16 protein-coding genes are annotated in these 15,877 nt (G+C 42.6%); 7 read left to right on the top strand and 9 right to left on the bottom strand.

Annotation, left to right across the window (positions count from 1 at the left end; all coding sequences use genetic code 11):
- Positions 1–96: 96 nt before the first annotated feature.
- Both sppA and ACIG3F_RS00175 read left to right on the top strand, forming a co-directional pair.
- Positions 97–1,119, top strand: a complete 1,023-nt coding sequence (sppA, locus tag ACIG3F_RS00180; protein WP_396468841.1) for a signal peptide peptidase SppA — start codon at positions 97–99, stop codon at positions 1,117–1,119.
- Complete coding sequence (locus ACIG3F_RS00175; protein WP_396468840.1) at positions 1,116–1,919, top strand: alpha/beta fold hydrolase; 804 nt, start codon at positions 1,116–1,118, stop codon at positions 1,917–1,919. The genes sppA and ACIG3F_RS00175 overlap by 4 nt, the downstream gene beginning before the upstream one ends.
- Positions 1,920–1,999: 80 nt before the next feature.
- Here ACIG3F_RS00175 and purN read toward each other — a convergent pair whose 3' ends face one another.
- Both purN and purM read right to left on the bottom strand, forming a co-directional pair.
- Positions 2,000–2,629 carry a phosphoribosylglycinamide formyltransferase gene (purN, locus tag ACIG3F_RS00170; RefSeq protein WP_396468839.1) on the bottom strand — a complete coding sequence of 210 codons (630 nt, stop codon included), beginning with the start codon at positions 2,627–2,629 and terminating at the stop codon, positions 2,000–2,002.
- 6 nt (positions 2,630–2,635) lie between these two features.
- Positions 2,636–3,706 (bottom strand): phosphoribosylformylglycinamidine cyclo-ligase, encoded by a 1,071-nt coding sequence (purM, locus tag ACIG3F_RS00165; RefSeq protein ID WP_005106398.1) that lies wholly within the window; start codon positions 3,704–3,706, stop codon positions 2,636–2,638.
- Positions 3,707–3,841: 135 nt separating this feature from the next.
- Between purM and cxpE the strand changes: the two genes are divergently transcribed.
- From cxpE to ACIG3F_RS00145, 4 genes are all read left to right on the top strand, one after another.
- On the top strand, positions 3,842–5,062 hold the full coding sequence (cxpE, locus tag ACIG3F_RS00160) for a chloramphenicol efflux transporter CxpE (RefSeq protein ID WP_396468838.1): 1,221 nt from the start codon (positions 3,842–3,844) through the stop codon (positions 5,060–5,062).
- A 14-nt stretch (positions 5,063–5,076) separates the two neighbouring features.
- On the top strand, positions 5,077–5,781 hold the full coding sequence (gene hda / locus ACIG3F_RS00155; RefSeq protein ID WP_004645685.1) for a DnaA regulatory inactivator Hda: 705 nt from the start codon (positions 5,077–5,079) through the stop codon (positions 5,779–5,781).
- A gap of 120 nt (positions 5,782–5,901) precedes the next feature.
- Positions 5,902–7,701, top strand: coding sequence for a rhombotarget A (gene rbtA, locus ACIG3F_RS00150; protein ID WP_396468836.1), 1,800 nt, complete (start codon positions 5,902–5,904; stop codon positions 7,699–7,701).
- A 9-nt stretch (positions 7,702–7,710) separates the two neighbouring features.
- Positions 7,711–10,122 carry a CSLREA domain-containing protein gene (locus tag ACIG3F_RS00145; RefSeq protein WP_396468835.1) on the top strand — a complete coding sequence of 804 codons (2,412 nt, stop codon included), beginning with the start codon at positions 7,711–7,713 and terminating at the stop codon, positions 10,120–10,122.
- Positions 10,123–10,178: 56 nt separating this feature from the next.
- On the opposite strand, the gene ACIG3F_RS00140 is transcribed toward ACIG3F_RS00145, so the two are convergent.
- The 5 genes from ACIG3F_RS00140 to ACIG3F_RS00120 form a co-directional block, all read right to left on the bottom strand.
- Positions 10,179–10,589, bottom strand: a complete 411-nt coding sequence (locus ACIG3F_RS00140; RefSeq protein ID WP_005103857.1) for a DUF3106 domain-containing protein — start codon at positions 10,587–10,589, stop codon at positions 10,179–10,181.
- Positions 10,579–10,896: a hypothetical protein gene (locus ACIG3F_RS00135; protein WP_004645680.1), complete on the bottom strand. Its 318-nt coding sequence runs from the start codon at positions 10,894–10,896 to the stop codon at positions 10,579–10,581. Before ACIG3F_RS00135 ends, ACIG3F_RS00140 begins: the two co-directional genes overlap by 11 nt.
- Complete coding sequence (locus ACIG3F_RS00130) at positions 10,893–11,507, bottom strand: RNA polymerase sigma factor (protein ID WP_129717051.1); 615 nt, start codon at positions 11,505–11,507, stop codon at positions 10,893–10,895. Before ACIG3F_RS00130 ends, ACIG3F_RS00135 begins: the two co-directional genes overlap by 4 nt.
- A 167-nt stretch (positions 11,508–11,674) precedes the next feature.
- Positions 11,675–12,451 (bottom strand): RNA methyltransferase, encoded by a 777-nt coding sequence (locus ACIG3F_RS00125; RefSeq protein WP_004279118.1) that lies wholly within the window; start codon positions 12,449–12,451, stop codon positions 11,675–11,677.
- Between the two features lie 51 nt (positions 12,452–12,502).
- The gene (locus ACIG3F_RS00120; RefSeq protein WP_396468832.1) at positions 12,503–13,477 is read right to left on the bottom strand and encodes a class 1 fructose-bisphosphatase; all 975 of its coding nucleotides are present in this window, start codon (positions 13,475–13,477) and stop codon (positions 12,503–12,505) included.
- Between the two features lie 180 nt (positions 13,478–13,657).
- Between ACIG3F_RS00120 and ACIG3F_RS00115 the strand changes: the two genes are divergently transcribed.
- Positions 13,658–13,843 carry an NF038105 family protein gene (locus tag ACIG3F_RS00115; RefSeq protein WP_396468830.1) on the top strand — a complete coding sequence of 62 codons (186 nt, stop codon included), beginning with the start codon at positions 13,658–13,660 and terminating at the stop codon, positions 13,841–13,843.
- Positions 13,844–13,922: 79 nt separating this feature from the next.
- Here the strand turns inward: ACIG3F_RS00115 and pal are convergent, their stop codons facing one another.
- Entirely contained in the window at positions 13,923–14,495 is a 573-nt protein-coding gene (gene pal, locus ACIG3F_RS00110) for a peptidoglycan-associated lipoprotein Pal (protein ID WP_396469087.1), read from the bottom strand.
- Positions 14,496–14,555: 60 nt separating this feature from the next.
- Positions 14,556–15,839, bottom strand: coding sequence for a Tol-Pal system beta propeller repeat protein TolB (tolB, locus tag ACIG3F_RS00105; RefSeq protein ID WP_396469085.1), 1,284 nt, complete (start codon positions 15,837–15,839; stop codon positions 14,556–14,558).
- Positions 15,840–15,877: the final 38 nt, after the last annotated feature.

The following is a 15,877-nucleotide window of genomic DNA, read 5'->3' as shown; positions in this document are numbered from 1 at the left end:
CAAAATTTATTATAGGCGAAAACGTTTTGTTTAGACAGAATTACCCGATTCAGTGTATATAATGGATTCAATATAAATCAATTTATTGGATTATTTATGTCCGATTGGCCACCAAAACCTGAAAATCAAATACAAAATACGCAACAGCCAGTTCAACCGACTGGTCCGGAATGGAAACTGCTGGAAAAAGCAGTTTTAGCTTCGGTTGAAGAACAGCGCCGTGCGCGCCGTTGGGGGATTTTCTTTAAATTTCTGACTTTTGCTTATCTGCTTGTTGTCATTTTGGTATTAGGCAAAAGCTGTAGTTCAGTTTCTTCAGATGCTAGCGCTGCTGCGGGTTCTCATATTGCAGTCGTGGATATTGTGGGTACGATTGCAGCCGACAAGCAGAGTGTGAACAGTAGCAATACCATCAAATCATTGAAAAAAGCCTTTGAAAATAAACAAAGTAAAGCAGTGGTGCTGAATATTAACTCACCTGGCGGTTCACCGGTACAGTCGGATGAAATCTGGCAGGAAATTCAGTATCTTAAAAAACAGCATCCTGGTAAAAAGCTTTATGCTGTGATCGGTGATACCGGTGCTTCAGGTGCTTATTATATTGCTTCAGCTGCGGACGAAATTATTGTTAATCCATCGAGTCTGGTCGGTTCAATTGGGGTGATCATGCCGAATTATGGCGTGACTAATCTGTTGCAAAAATTAGGTGTCGAAGATCGCACCATGACCTCAGGCGAAAATAAAGCTTTGCTGTCGATGACTCAGCCAGTTGATCCTGCGCAAAAAGCTCATGTACAGGGTGTGCTAGATAATGTGCATGGTCACTTTATTAATGCAGTGAAACAGGGACGTGGGGCTAAGTTGAAATCCAATGATCCTGCCATTTTCTCTGGCTTGTTCTGGACCGGTGATCAGGCAGTGAAATTAGGGATTGCGGATCGTATCGGTGGTTTAAATACTTTAAAACGTGAATTGAAAACTGAAAAAGCGTTGAATTACACTATTGAATATAGTCCATTTGAATCCGTGTTGGGTCGTATGGGTTCATCGATTGGGGATGGAATTGCTTCTTCGGTTGCACAGAAGCTTCAGTCAGAAAATAGTACAACACTGCAATGAAACCATTGATTCATTTCGCGCACGCCAATGGCGTGCCATCCAAAGTCTATCAAAAGCTGTTTGATGGATTGCAAGATGATTACGATATTATCTATGTGCCCCTTTTGGGGCCGGATAAACGTTATCCGGTTGATAACCACTGGAAAAGCCTGACCCAGCAAGTGATTGACAGTATTGTGCGCCAGTCACATGGGCGACCTGTCATTGGTCTGGGGCATTCTTTGGGGTCCGTGTTAACTCTGCAAGCGGCTTTGCAGCGTCCGGAACTATTTTCACAAATGATCATGCTGGACCCGCCGATGATTATGGGCAAAGAAGCCTTTGCCTTGCATATTGCGAAAACTTTTCGCTTAAAAGCATTGGATAAAATGTCTCCGGCCGGTCTGTCCAAACGCCGTCGTGACCATTGGGATTCACGTGAACAAGCCGCTGAATTGCTGCGCCCTAAAGGTTTTTATCAGGATTTTCATGCAGATTGCTTCCAAGCTTATATTGATTATGCCTTGCAAGAGGACCCCATCCGGGGTGGAGTAGAACTTACTATCCCTAAAAGGGATGAGGTCGCAGTCTTTAGAACCAATCCGTCGCTATGGTGGTTGCCTCAGGCAAAACCAAAAATTCCTGTGCATCTGGTCGTTGCCAAGAAAGGCCCATTTCTGGCCCGCAAGTTCTCGCAGCAAGTGCAAAAGAAATTTGGTATTCCTTTTACCGTGGCGGATGGCGGGCATATGTTCCCATTGGAACAACCCGATCAAGTAGCTGGCTTGGTCAAACAGCTGATTCAGCAACAGTCTGCTTGAATCATTGAATCATTGAATCATTGAATTTATTAGAAATAAAAAACGCATCCGAGGATGCGTTTTTTTATATCTAAATTTTTTTAGAACTTGCAGAATTGAACAGGCTCTTGCATTTTCTGGTTTCGATACAGCACCCCGTCTTCAGTATGTTGAATGATACCGCTACAAATCCATTCTACGACTTGTGGATAGATCACATGCTCGAGGCTATGCACACGTGTTGCCAAACTTTCTACCGTATCGTGGTGAGAAACCTTGAGAACACCTTGAGCAAGCGCTTGCCCTGCATCCAGCTCAGCCGTAACATAATGCACCGTGCAGCCGTGCAGAATATCACCGGTATTGAGTACACGCTGATGCGTATGCATGCCTTTATAATAAGGCAATAGGGAAGGGTGAATATTCAACATTTTCCCTTCCCAAGCTTTCACAAATTTTTCACTTAAAATTCGCATAAAGCCGGCAAGCACCACCAGATCTACATCCCAGTCCAAAAGCTGTTGATGCATCACATCATCAAAAGCTTCACGACTTGGATATTGCTTGTGTTCAATAACTGCAGTCTGAATGCCTGCCTGTTGTGCACGCGTTAAAGCAAAGGCTTCAGGTTTGTTGGAAATCACGCCCACAATTTGCCCTGAAAGATTGGCATCAATCAAGGCTTGCAGATTTGATCCGCTACCTGAAACAAGTACAGCAATTTTAATCATGCGAAATTACGCGAAGATCACACGAATTTTTTCGTCTGCACCTGCAACCGATTCAGCATTGTCTTGAATCTGACCCATTGCCCATGCTTTTTCGCCAAGCTGGTTGAGTAATTCAACAGTTTTGTCTGCATCGGCTGCATCAACAACCAGCACCATACCGACGCCACAGTTGAAAGTACGGTACATTTCAAACTGTTCTACGCCGCCTTCACGTTGTAGAAGCTTAAATAGTTCAGGCCATTCCCAAGAAGATTCATTTACCAGCGCTTGAGCACCGTTTGGAAGTACGCGAGGTAAGTTACCTGGTAAACCACCACCGGTGATGTGTGCCATCGCATGGACATCAACGTGTTTTAACAGTTCAAGAATTGGTTTTACATAAATGCGTGTTGGTTCCATTGCAACATCTGCAAGTGGGCGGCCATCGACGATTTGATTCAGATCAACGTTTTTCACGTCCAGGATTTTACGAAGCAGTGAGTAGCCGTTTGAGTGTGCACCTGAAGAAGCTACACCAATTAAAACGTCACCCGCTTTGACTTTAGAGCCATCAATAATTTTGCTTTGCTCAACAACACCGACACAGAAACCTGCAAGATCGTAATCTTCGCCTTCATACATGCCTGGCATTTCGGCAGTTTCACCGCCAACTAATGCACAGCCAGCAAGTTCACAACCAGCGCCAATACCTGTGACTACATTTGCAGCAACATCAACATTTAAGTGACCAGTTGCATAATAATCAAGGAAGAACAGTGGTTCAGCACCACAGACAAGAAGGTCATTCACGCACATTGCAACCAAGTCTTGACCAATTGTGTCATGACGGTTCAAATTCAGTGCCAGACGTAATTTTGTACCAACACCATCTGTGCCAGATACGAGAACAGGTTCTTCATAACCTTTAGGAATTTTACAAAGTGCACCAAAGCCACCTAGACCGCCCATAACTTCGGGACGTGAGGTACGCTTAGCGACAGATTTGATACGATCGACTAACGCGTCGCCCGCCTCAATGTCGACACCTGCATCTTTGTAGCTTAAACCAGTGTTTGGGGTAGAAGTTGAGTTGCTCATAATGAAGTCTCCGCATTCGCGGGTGCGATTATAACCTGAATATGTAAAACTCTTATGGTATTTGTGGCCTAAAATGCTATCTTTATTAAAATATTTTAATTTTTAGAATGATTAATAGAGAAAAGGCAAGATTCTATGGTCGATCGTACTTTACGGCGCATTCTTATACTTGCTGGTATAGCATTGATACTTTGGGTTTTATATCTGCTTAAACCAGTTGTGGTTCCTTTTGTGGCAGCTTTTCTAATTGCTTATTTATTTAGCCCACTGGTCGATGTTTTGCACCGCATTGGGCTGGCTCGATGGCTCTCGATCAGTATCGTATTTATCGGGATTGGGGTCGTGGTTACATTGGTGATGTGGTATCTGGTGCCACTGGTCTGGCAGCAGCTGATGTATGCGCGTGATAGCATTCCAGCCGGGATTCACTGGATCAATTACACGTTCTTACCTTGGCTTTCTGATAGCTTTAATCTGGTCCCGATGGAGATTGATACCGATCAGATTTCCTCAGTCGTAATGGACTATGTCCAGACCAATTATAGTGCAGACAGTATTCAGGCGATGATTTTGAAACTGGCACAATCTGGCCTGAACTTTATCCAGATTGGTGGCACGATTGTCCTGATTCCGATCATTGCCTTTTATTTCTTGCTGGATTGGGATCGGATGCTGGACAGCTTACGTCGTCTAATTCCCCGTCCTTATGAAAAAACCACCTTAAATATTGTGAGTGAATGTCATAGTGTCTTAGGTGCCTTTGTCAAAGGTCAGTTCCTGGTCATGGTTCTGCTGGGCGTGGTTTATGCAGTGGGGCTGCAACTGATTGGCCTGGAGATTGGCTTGATCATCGGGATGATTGCCGGATTGTGCAGTATCATTCCGTATCTTGGTTTTGCGGTTGGGATTATTGCTGCAGTCATTGCAACGTTTTTCCAATTTGGAATTGACTGGTGGCAACTGGTATTGGTCGGGATTGTCTTTATGGTCGGGCAGGCCGTCGAAGGCTATATTCTGCAACCGTTCTTGCTAGGTGATAAAATCGGTCTTTCTCCTGTAGCTGTAGTGTTTGCAGTTCTGGCAGGTGCACAACTGGCCGGTTTCTTGGGCATGCTGATTGCCTTACCGGTGGCAGCCGTGATTGTGGTACTGCTGCGGCATATCCGTGAGTATTATGAACATACGCCATTTTATGGTGATCGGGCTGTTATCATACAAGATGCATCTACCGGTTCAATCAATATTGAAACAGCAGACTTAGATGTTGATATTGAAATGAAAAAGCCACAGAAAAAACCGCTGCAAGCAGAGGAGAACTCAAGTAAAATTCACGATCCACATCGTAAAGACTCATAAGGCCAAAAAATCGTATGCGTCAATTGCAGTTAGATATAGAACCTCAGCTCGATGCCCGAATCAGTGATTTTTCAGGGCCGGGTTGGGGGCATGTCATTGATGCTGTCCGTCAATTACATGCAGGCCTGATCAACCAATTTTATGTCTATGGGGGAGCCGGTACAGGTAAAAGTCATTTGTTGTCTGCCATCTGTGACTCTTATCTGGAAGTAGGTAAATCTGCAATTCAGGTATCTTTGCTTGAGCTTTTAGATGCACCGACTGAGGCGATTACTTCTCTAGATCGTTTTGATCTGGTGGCACTTGATGATATCGAAGCGATCAGTGGTGTACCCCATTGGCAACGCGCCGTCTTTCACTTGATTAATTATAATAATGAAGGTGGTGGACAGTTGGTGTTTTCGTCACGTTTTGCACCTATCGAACTCAAACTTGAATTGCCAGATTTACAATCCCGTCTCACGCAGGCTGTTAGTACCCGTGTTCCCAGTGGTAGTTTGTATGCTGATCGCTATGCGCTGGTTTCCTCGGTACTCGATCGTCGTGGGATCCATTTAGACCCTCAAATCTTTGACTATTTACTAAGCCATGGACCACATCAAACTTCAGTGCTTCTTCAAAGATTAGAGCAGATAATTCAATTGCTTAAAGGAGAAAAGCTGAAAGTTAGCAATGCCAATCTGCGGCAGATATATGCCTTGATTGACGAATATCGGTAAATCATAAAAAATCTTGAGTAATTACTCAGTCTATGCCACAGTAAGGCAAAATAATTCGCTGTTGCAAGGATTCTGCAACTTTAGAAGAAAAAGAAAGAAATAAAAATTAAGGAGAAGGTTATGCTCAAGAAGAGCATAGGCATAGCTTTGCTATGTATAGCGGGGCAGTCGTATAGTGCAGATATTATTGTAACCACTACAGAAGATATTGAAAAAGATGACAAGGAATGTTCACTTCGAGAAGCTGTTGAGTATGTTAACCGTGGCTTAGCTAAATCAGGTTTTATGGGGTGTGGTGGGGAGAACTCATCCAGTATCATTATTTTAAAAGAAAAAAATACCTATGTGTTGAACCAGCATATCGCGATTAAAAAATCTCTTACCATCCGTGCGGTCGCAGAAAGTGATGGCGAATTCAGTACGGATGAAAAAGCATTAGGCTTGCATAATGCTCATATTCAAATGAAAGGTACTGATAACCTTTTCCGGATCAACAGTACAGATACATTGGTTCAGTTAAATTTGAAAGAACTGGATCTTGAAGGCTGTGGTAAAACCAGTTGTGCTGAACAAGGTGGCCTAATTTATAATAAAGGTCAGCTAATTCTAGAATATAACCGTCTATTTAATGCTGCTGCCAACTTGGGTGGGGCAATTTATAATGCTGGCAAGTTTGGTCAGAGCTTAACAAGCCGTGCACAAATTAAAAATAGTCTGATCGAAAATAATAAAGCCCAACGAGGCGGGATCCTGTATAGCGAGCTACCTGCTTTCCTCATTTATCAAAGTGTACTTAAAAATAATCAGACACTGGATAATTCCGCGACCAATATTTATAGCGCGGGACAGTTTGCTGACTCCAGTAAAGATCAAGGTATTAGTGGGGAGGTATTAAGTAGTACGATACTAAAAAATAAGGGTGTATTTATTAATGTCCTGGACGGGATGGGATTGAATAATCTCACCATAGTTGACAATGAAAATACTGCTTTAAATATCCATGCACCGTATGGAAGAGCTTATGTAGCGAATAGTATTATTTTAAGAAATGGTACACAGGATTGCCAAATTATCACTGGTGATAAGTCTGTGTCGCAAAATAATCTGCTGACAGCCTCGTGTGGTGTAGGGGATGCCGTCGCGCCGAACCAGTTCTGGAATGGTACACGACTTTTTGCTGAATCCTCAGATAAAAGTGAAGGTATTTGTCAGACCCTACAAGAAAATAATAATGCCATACTTTGTCCATATAGCGTTCCTAAAGGACAATTTCTCGGTTATATGCGCCCACGAATTTTGTTGAACTATATCCTTGTGAGTGAATCACCGATTGTGAATAGAGGCACAGGATTGAGTTTAGCAAATCCAACGGTAGCATGTGAAGCGGCAGATCAGCGCGGGATCAACCGTTTGATGGATAATCTGTTTTGTGATCGTGGTGCTGTTGAAATCACGATACCAATCTCAGGCAGTCTGGTGGGACAAGATCTGTTAAAGGGTGAAATTGCCAAGTTTTCAATTGAATCTTATCTGGGAGATAGTGATTTAATTCCAAAAGAACAGTGTAATGCCATTGTTGGTCAGAATCCGACGGGGGAGCCTTGGCAAGATGGCTGTTTGAAAGTGGTACAAACCAAAACAGCTTCCAAGGGTAAAACAATCATCGATATTCATGGCAATGTCGTTTATACCCCGGATTCTACCTGGCATGGAGCAGATATTTTCGAACTACAAGTGGTGACCTCATCGACACGGTTTAATAAAAGTAAACCTTATTTGACTATTACTACTCAAATTGTTCAGGAGCCAAAAAATGAAATGGAAGACAAAGCAGTCAAAACTTCAGGCGGCTCATGGGGTGGTGGTGGGCTACTGATTTTACTCGGATTAATAGGTTTACGCCGTGGATTAAAAGATTAAGGAAAAATCATGAAAAATTATAAAAAAGGACTGCTTGCGGCCATGATTTTATCTGCCATGAGTTTGATGGCAGCCGAAGATAAAACGATATATGTAACTACTTTTGCTGATGAAGATGGCGAGAATAATAATGCCTGTTCTTTGCGAGAAGCCATTAAAACTGCAAAACTGGATAAATCTTATGGCGGATGTAATGTAGGACGTACGCTTCGATTGGATGGTTCAGCTGCAGATGTGATTCAGCTTGAAGCAGGCGAGTACAAATTAGATAAAGAGCTGATCGTAGAGTCAGCGCTCAAAATTTATGGGAAAACTCCGCTTAACTATGCTAGTCGTAGTCCGATTACGCTGTTATATCCAACCCGGGAGGCTTTAAAAAGTACTATTTCGGGCCAGGGGAAAACCAGATTATTTAATAGTATGGCCAGTCAATCCAGTCTGGAAATTCATCATCTGATCTTAAAGGATGGCTATGCAGCAATAAATACCTTGGATAAAGGTAATGGCGGTACTTTTTATGTAGCAGGGCCTTTAAGTATTAATACCAGTGAAATAGTAAATTCCCGAGCAGCTGCAGAAGGTGGTGCGATTTATAGTGTAGCAATGAATACGGAAAGGAATATTGTCATTCAGGATTCTTTGATTCAAAAAAATCAGGCGAGTTCATATGGTAGTGTTCTGGCGATGGATTGTCAGGGAAATTTAGGTACAACTCAAACCAATGTGAAAATTAATTCCAGTAGTATTGTTAAAAATGGTTCAGACACTGCTAACAGTATTATTGATTTTTGTGGCTATGCCACAGTAGAAATTGTTAACTCTACTATTGCGAAGAATACTGCCAGTACCACAGGACATATTGTGCGTATGACGAATGAAGTTAATCGTCCGCTTAGTAAATTCTCCAGTTTAACTGCATTAAGTAATACTATTGTTGAAAATACAGCCCAATCTACTTTATTTTATGACAATACCGGGTTTAGGTATTTTAATTTCAATATTTTAGCCTTTAACCAAGGCCTGTCTTGTGAATATGCCTTAAATCAGGGAAATCCGACCAAGGCACAACGTGTTGAATTTTCTACAATTCGAAATGCAATTCAAACGACTGGGCCATCACGTTGCGTATTGCCAGAATTAGACGAAGATACTACTTCAAATAATCTTGATGTCTCTAACAATATAATCAGCAGTTTATTAACAAATTATATTGAGCCTGCTATTGATAATCGCTATTTAGGGCTGTATTACCCGCGTGATAATCAGACCGCAACGGATTTGGTAGATATCGGGGTGAGTGGCTGTATTGAACAAGACCAGCGTGGTATTGATCGTGTGATTGGATCCACATTAACATTTGATCCAAGTGCAAAAAATACCTGCGAGATCGGCTCAGTTGAAATCCGACGTTTGACTGCAGCCGATATTACGGACTTGCAAAATAAGAGTTTGGTAGAACTCAATGACTTTTATCAGGAGAATATAGATGATCTCGAAGAAATCATTGCTGATAAAAATACTCCAGAAAATGAGCTTTCTGGTTTAAAGGAAGAATTGAAAAGTTATCAGGATTTGCTTAAATATACCAAGCAATATCAGAAATATCGTGCAATCTATATTAATCCTTTTATCTTGGCTATGCCTCAAGAAACTCTAACCAATGATAAGATTCAAATTAAAGCCTTAAATTCACAAAATTATGAGGTCAGTGTAAAAACTTTAGGTGTTGGTAAGTTAATTGGTACAGGTAATTCGACCACTGTGGAAGGAAATCCAAATGATCCAAATCTTAAATGTGAGTGGAAACCTGATTTAAACCGAATCATGATGTATCGCACTGATGGTAAGCAGACCAGTTCGGTTGATATGGAGTTCTGTAGTTATACCCTTAAAGACCGGGCTACAGGTGCGAGCAGTGCTGGCCTCTTAAGAGCAGCTTTTAACAACATTGCACCAATTGCAAAAGATGATGAATATCGGCTTAGTCCAGAGAATAATCTTACAGTGACGGTAAATCCGCTTGAAAATGATAGTGATGATGGGGATGGGCCTCTACCATCAGGAAAGTCGGCTTTTTATCAAGATAAAGATGGAAAAGAGATCCCGATTCATATTGTTAAGCTACCTGCAGGAGTGTCACTGAAGGCAGAGCGACAAGGAGCATGTCCTGATACCTATCAAAATCAGACCTGTTATGGTGGACAGCTGACATTTAGTGTAAAAAATAATTTAAGCCAGGCAAATTACAGCATGGATTATGCGATTTTTGATGCTGATGAAAAAATGTCAGAAAAAGCAACAATCTTGTTACGTAATACAGTTAAAAATACGAATACGTCCTCAAGTGGTGGTGGGGGAATCGGTATTTGGGGGCTACTGGGACTATTAGGGCTTGCAGGTTATCGTCGCTTAAGAAAATAAAATATGATTGAAACATCAAAAAAGCCTCCATATGGAGGCTTTTTTATATTAAGTATTTAATGTGAGTTAGGCTGCTGAGTCACTTGCTGATATTTGAGAATGTATTCTTCGCGAATGGCAAGGCGTTGCTCAGGAGACGCTTTTTGCATACGTGCGCCCAGTTCTTTGCGTTCCTGACTGCTCATCATTTGCCAAGTCTCACGCATTCTCTGTTTTTCCGCATCAGGGAGTTGGGTAAACCAGTCCATGCGCTGCTGCAAGCTAACACGTTGTTGTTCGGGGATTTCTTTGAGAGATTGGTAACGTTTAATCAGTGCCAATTGTTCAGAATCAGAAAGACTATCCCAAGTATCAGTTACTTGGGTATTCGCATCCTTGGAAAATAGCCAGAAACGTTCAAATCCTGCAAAGCTGGTTTGCAGAAAACTGAATGCACAAAAAGCAATCGCTAATTTTTTAGCTGCCATGTGGAACTTTGTCCTCACCTAAAACCATTAACATTTCTAAATCTTCAAGCATTTGCGGAGACAGTTTTGGGACTGACACCATTTGAGTTTGCGGCTCGTTATGGTCCGAAAGATTCGGTAATACCACAACGCCTGCAATCGCAGCTGCCAAAGCAAAACCTGACATTTTTAGAAATGCAAAGCGTGAATGTTTTGAATCCTGAATTTCTTCAAGAACATGGTGCATGACAACAGGTTTGTCTTTATGTTGTTGTGCCAGTCCATCAAGTTTGGAAGTTACTTGTTTTAAGAAATCATCTTGATTCATTCGGATGACCCTCCCAGATATGGATTTAAATGTGCTAAAGAGGCACGTAAGCCTTGAATAGCACGGTGATAATGGGTTTTTACACTGCCTTCTGTGCAGTTCATAATTTGTGCGGTGGTATGCGTATCAAATCCTTCCCAGGCTCTGAGCATAAATGCCTGCTGCTGACGCACAGGCAATTTTGCAATCGCTTCCTGGATTTCTTCAGCAGTAACTGCCTGATCGAGAAAGTCCAGAGGCGTTGGTGTTGATTCATCGACGACATCATCGAATTCAATTTCGTCGTCATCGAGACTGACTTTTTTGAAAAATGAGAATATTTGACCACGCCGTGACTCTTTACGGCGCCAGTCCTGTAACTTGTTGTTGAGAATGGTATAAAATAGGGGATACCATTCTTCAGTGCTTTTTTCTGCATAGGATTTGTGTAAGGAAATGAAAGCTTCCTGAACCAGATCCATGGCAATACCATGATGACCTTGAGTTGCACTTTCCATCATCACCAAAGCACGCCCAGTCACATCCTGCATGAAATTCTTCAGACGTGCTTCAGCCGTACTCTTCAGAATACTTACATCATGTGTTTGCAGCTGTTTTGGTGCTAAATCCATAGAGATGGAAAATCCTATCAATGGACACCCACCATTATTCCCAAGTTCATAATCATATAACGTTGGGAATTCTGGTTTGGTTGACAATTAAGTTTATTATTTTTGTAGTTTAATCTATTTTATACACGGGCAGGGTCGTATTAAAACACTGTAACCTAAATCCCTAATTAGATACGTTGACGTACCATTTCAAAGAAACAGATCGAACCGGCAATTGCGACATTCAGTGATTCCTGACCACCGGGTTGCGGAATGCTCACTGCTTCAGCATGTTGCATCGCATAATCAGATACGCCTTGACCTTCATTGCCCAGAATCCATACGCAAGGTTTACGTAAGTCTTTTGAATACAGGCTTTCAGCGCGATGTGAGCTAGTCACATAGACAGGGATTTGAAATTGCTCAAGAATTTGTTCAAGCGCAATATTTTCAAAGGTTTGCAGCGTGAAATGTGCACCCATACCGGCACGTAATACGCGTGGAGACCAGAGCGATGCAGAACCTTTGGTACATACAATCTGCTCAATACCGGCAGCAGCAGCAGAGCGAAGCAGGGTGCCTACATTACCCGGATCCTGTACATTTTCCAAAATCAAAGTGTCTGCTTTAAAATCCAATGCATAATTTGCTGTCGGTAGAGTGACCACAGCTAAACAGGCTAAAGATGTTCCTAAGGTGCTTAAATCTTTGTATAAAGACTCGCTTAGAACAAAGACCATACCTGTGTATTTTGCGAGAATTTTCTCGAAATCAGGATGTGAAAGTGCATGTTCAGTGGTGAAAATAGAATCAATTTTACGGTTTTCATGTAACCAGGCGAGAGACAGATGCGTGCCTTCTAAAACCGTTTGACCTTGTTTTTTACGATAGGTATTTTGTTCAATTAAACCGCGTAAGTGTTTAATCTTTGGATTGTCTTTTGAATCAAGAAAAAAAGTTGGCATGGGAGATATAATCCACGGCAGCCGATTCAATATCGACTGCCGCTATAAAAATTAGTTGTGGTAGCTGGTCACAAGATCAACTTCGTTTTTAGAACCAATGATCACTGGCACACGTTGATGTAGATCTGTCGGTTCGATCTCAAGAATACGCACACGACCTGTAGTCGATGCACCGCCAGCCTGTTCCATGAGCATGCTCATTGGGTTAGCTTCGTACATTAAACGTAGACGGCCTGCTTTAGCCGGATCTTTAAGGTCGTATGGATACATGAAGATACCGCTACGGCAAAGAATACGGTGAATGTCGCCCACCATACAGGCAACCCAACGCATATTGAAGTCTTTTTCACGAGGACCGGTTTTGCCTGCTAACAATTCATCGATATAACGCTGTACTGGTGCTTCCCAATGACGTTGATTCGACGCATTGATCGCATATTCTTTAGTATCTGCAGCTACCTGAATTGCTTCAGAAGTCAGTAGGAATTCTTGAGTCTCAGGGTCATAGGTAAAGAACACTACGCCTGCGCCGACGGTCAATGCCAACATGGTCGATGGACCATAAAGCACATAACCTGCAGCTACCTGATGAACACCGGCTTGCATAAAGTCTTCTGCCTGAGTCACGGCATTTTTTGCAGGAAGAATCGAGAAAATGGTACCCACACACATATTGATGTCGATATTGCTTGAGCCATCTAATGGATCGAACAATACCAGAAATTGACCATTTTCTTGTGCAGGGGTGAATTCATCTAGTTCTTCTGAGGCCAAACCACCCACATTTGGATGTTGCTGCAAGGCATCAATTAAATAGTCATTAGAAATGACATCCAGTTTCTTTTGCTCTTCGCCTTGAACGTTTTCATGCTGTGCACTTCCCAATACATCCGCTAAAGCACCTTTTTGCAGTAATTGATCAATGTCTTTGCAAGTGTTTGCAATCGTTTCAATAACTTGTGCAAGTTCAGGTGTGAGATTCCCGCTTTGTCGTTGTAAAAACTGGGATAAAGTGCGGTATGACATAGGGGGAACTCCAAAACTTAAATCGGGAAAAAATGATTAAAACGGTATGCGGCTATATTTTAGATGAGAACGTACTAAAAGAAAAATTAAACTGGATTATTTGTATCGATTTTGCCCTTGCAACTCCTGCGGAAAGTGCTATGTTGAAGACAAAGGAAAATTGAGAATAGGAGCACAGATATGACAACATTGAAGTTTGATGCGACTCCAACGCCAAGCGAAGGCATTACTTTAGATGATATCTCTGAAGACAAGATGAAAGAAGCCTGGCGGGATTATGAAGCAAAACCAGAGTACAAACAATTCAATAAACATGACCTGATCGAATCGATGCATCCTGCTGAACAGGAACAGCTTCCAAAGTAGACCGATTCTTTCATTGAAGCCAATAAAAAGCACTCATGATTGAGTGCTTTTTATTTGATGAAACCATCATGAATGAAAATTATTTCAACAATGGTGGTACCGCTTCATAATTAATTTCTACACGGCGGTTTTCTTTCCAGGCATTTTCGTCATGGCCCGCATTGATTGGCATTTCCTTACCATAGCTGACTGCTTCCAATTGACCAGGATTAACACCCGTCGTCACCAGGAAACTTTCAACTGCTTTGGCACGACGCTCGCCAAGTGCCATATTATATTCACGGGTACCGCGTTCATCTGTATGACCAGTTAAGGCTACACGTGAATTGGCATTGGCCATCAGGAACTGCGCATGGGCTTGCAATGTATTTAGATCTTCATTGCTGAGTTCAGTACTGTCATAGTCAAAATGCACTACGCGTTTTGCCAAGAATGCTTTATTTTCTGCAGTAACGCCTTTTGCAGAAGCGCCTGCCATGTTTTGTGCATTCAGTGCTGCATCTTCACTCAGGCCTTGAGTATTCACTGTAGTCGAACTGGTCGTATCTAAACCGCCCGTTTGAACTTCAGCGGCAGGCTTACGGCTCGCACAACCTGTCATGACAACAGCTGCTGCTAAAAGTGGCAAGGCAAATAATTTTACTTTGTTCATCTTCATCTTCATCTCCATGAAGTTTGATTATGGGGTAAAGGGTTTATCAATATAAAAATGTTATTTGGGTGCCCAAGCCGGTTCACGGACTTCGCCCGTTTCACTTGGTAAATTCATACGGAAGCGGCCATCCAGCGACATGATCGATAAAAGTCCACGATTGCCTTCGCGTGTGGCATAGACCACCATCTGGCCATTTGGTGAGAAGCTCGGCGATTCGTCCAGCGTCGTTGGCGTCAGAATATTATTCACACCAGAGTTCATATCTTGAACCGCAACTCGATAGTTACTGCCGCTTGGACGATGAACTAATGCAAGTTTTTTACCATCTGCGCTTAGCGTACCGCGTGCGTTGAATGCTCCACGGAAGGTCAAGCGTTTATTGCTACTTGATTCAAGATCATGGCGGTAAATTTGTGGAGAACCGCCACGGTCAGAAGTGAAAATAAAAGATTTTCCATCTGGCGAATAACGTGCTTCAGTATCAATGGCACTGTCATTGGTCATACGTTGTAGTTGACGCGTTTCCAGATTCATCTGGTAGATTTCTGGATTGCCGTGCATAGAGGCAGTAAACAGCATGCTCTTGCCATCTGGAGAGAAGCTCGGCGCGCCATTCAAACCGCGGAAGCTGGCCAGTTTTTCACGTTGACCTGTGGCCAGATCCTGTACATAAATAGCCGGACGTTTGGTTTCGAACGACACATAAGCGATTTTTTTGGCGTCTGGTGTCCATGCCGGAGAAAGGATCGGATCACGTGAGGTCAAAATAGTCTTTGGCTGTTCGCCATCGGTGTCGGCAATCTGCAAGGTATAGCGTTGTTCCGGCGTAGCAGGATTACGCAGCACATAGGCAATACGTCCGCTAAAGTCACCCGGAATACCGGTCAATGCCTGATAGATGGCATCACTGATCATATGCGCTGCCTGACGGGTGCGTGAGGCTGGAACAGTCAGCAATTCATTTAATAGATATTGTTTTTTTTCGACATCATAGAGCTGATACTGGATTTCAAAAGAACCATCGGCTGTGGCCTTGGATGAACCGGTGACCACATAGGGAACACCAGCCGATGCCCAAGCTTCTGCATTCGGATTATTCAATGTCGCTGTTGCAGGCAGGTTTTTTGAAGCACTGGTAAAGCGGCCAGAACGATTCAGGTCATTTTCCACAATAGGATAAATGCTCTGATCCTGGCTGAAAGGTACAACGGCAATTTTAGGTGCTGCCTCAGGTGCCTTGGTAATTTCCAGATGCAATTGGGCATAGGACTGGGTTGCCAATACAGGGCTTAAAGTGCTAATGATTGCGAGGCAGAGTAGATGTTTGCGAGTCTTTTCCATCATTCGTTATTTACTCAAATCAACGGATTTATTGTATA

It is taken from the genome of Acinetobacter sp. NPDC052428 (assembly GCF_044547685.1).
GTDB classification, from domain to species: Bacteria; Pseudomonadota; Gammaproteobacteria; order Pseudomonadales; family Moraxellaceae; genus Acinetobacter; species Acinetobacter lwoffii_G.
The sequence above is the reverse complement of the archived record's forward strand: the minus strand, read 5'-3'. Positions and strand labels throughout refer to the sequence as shown.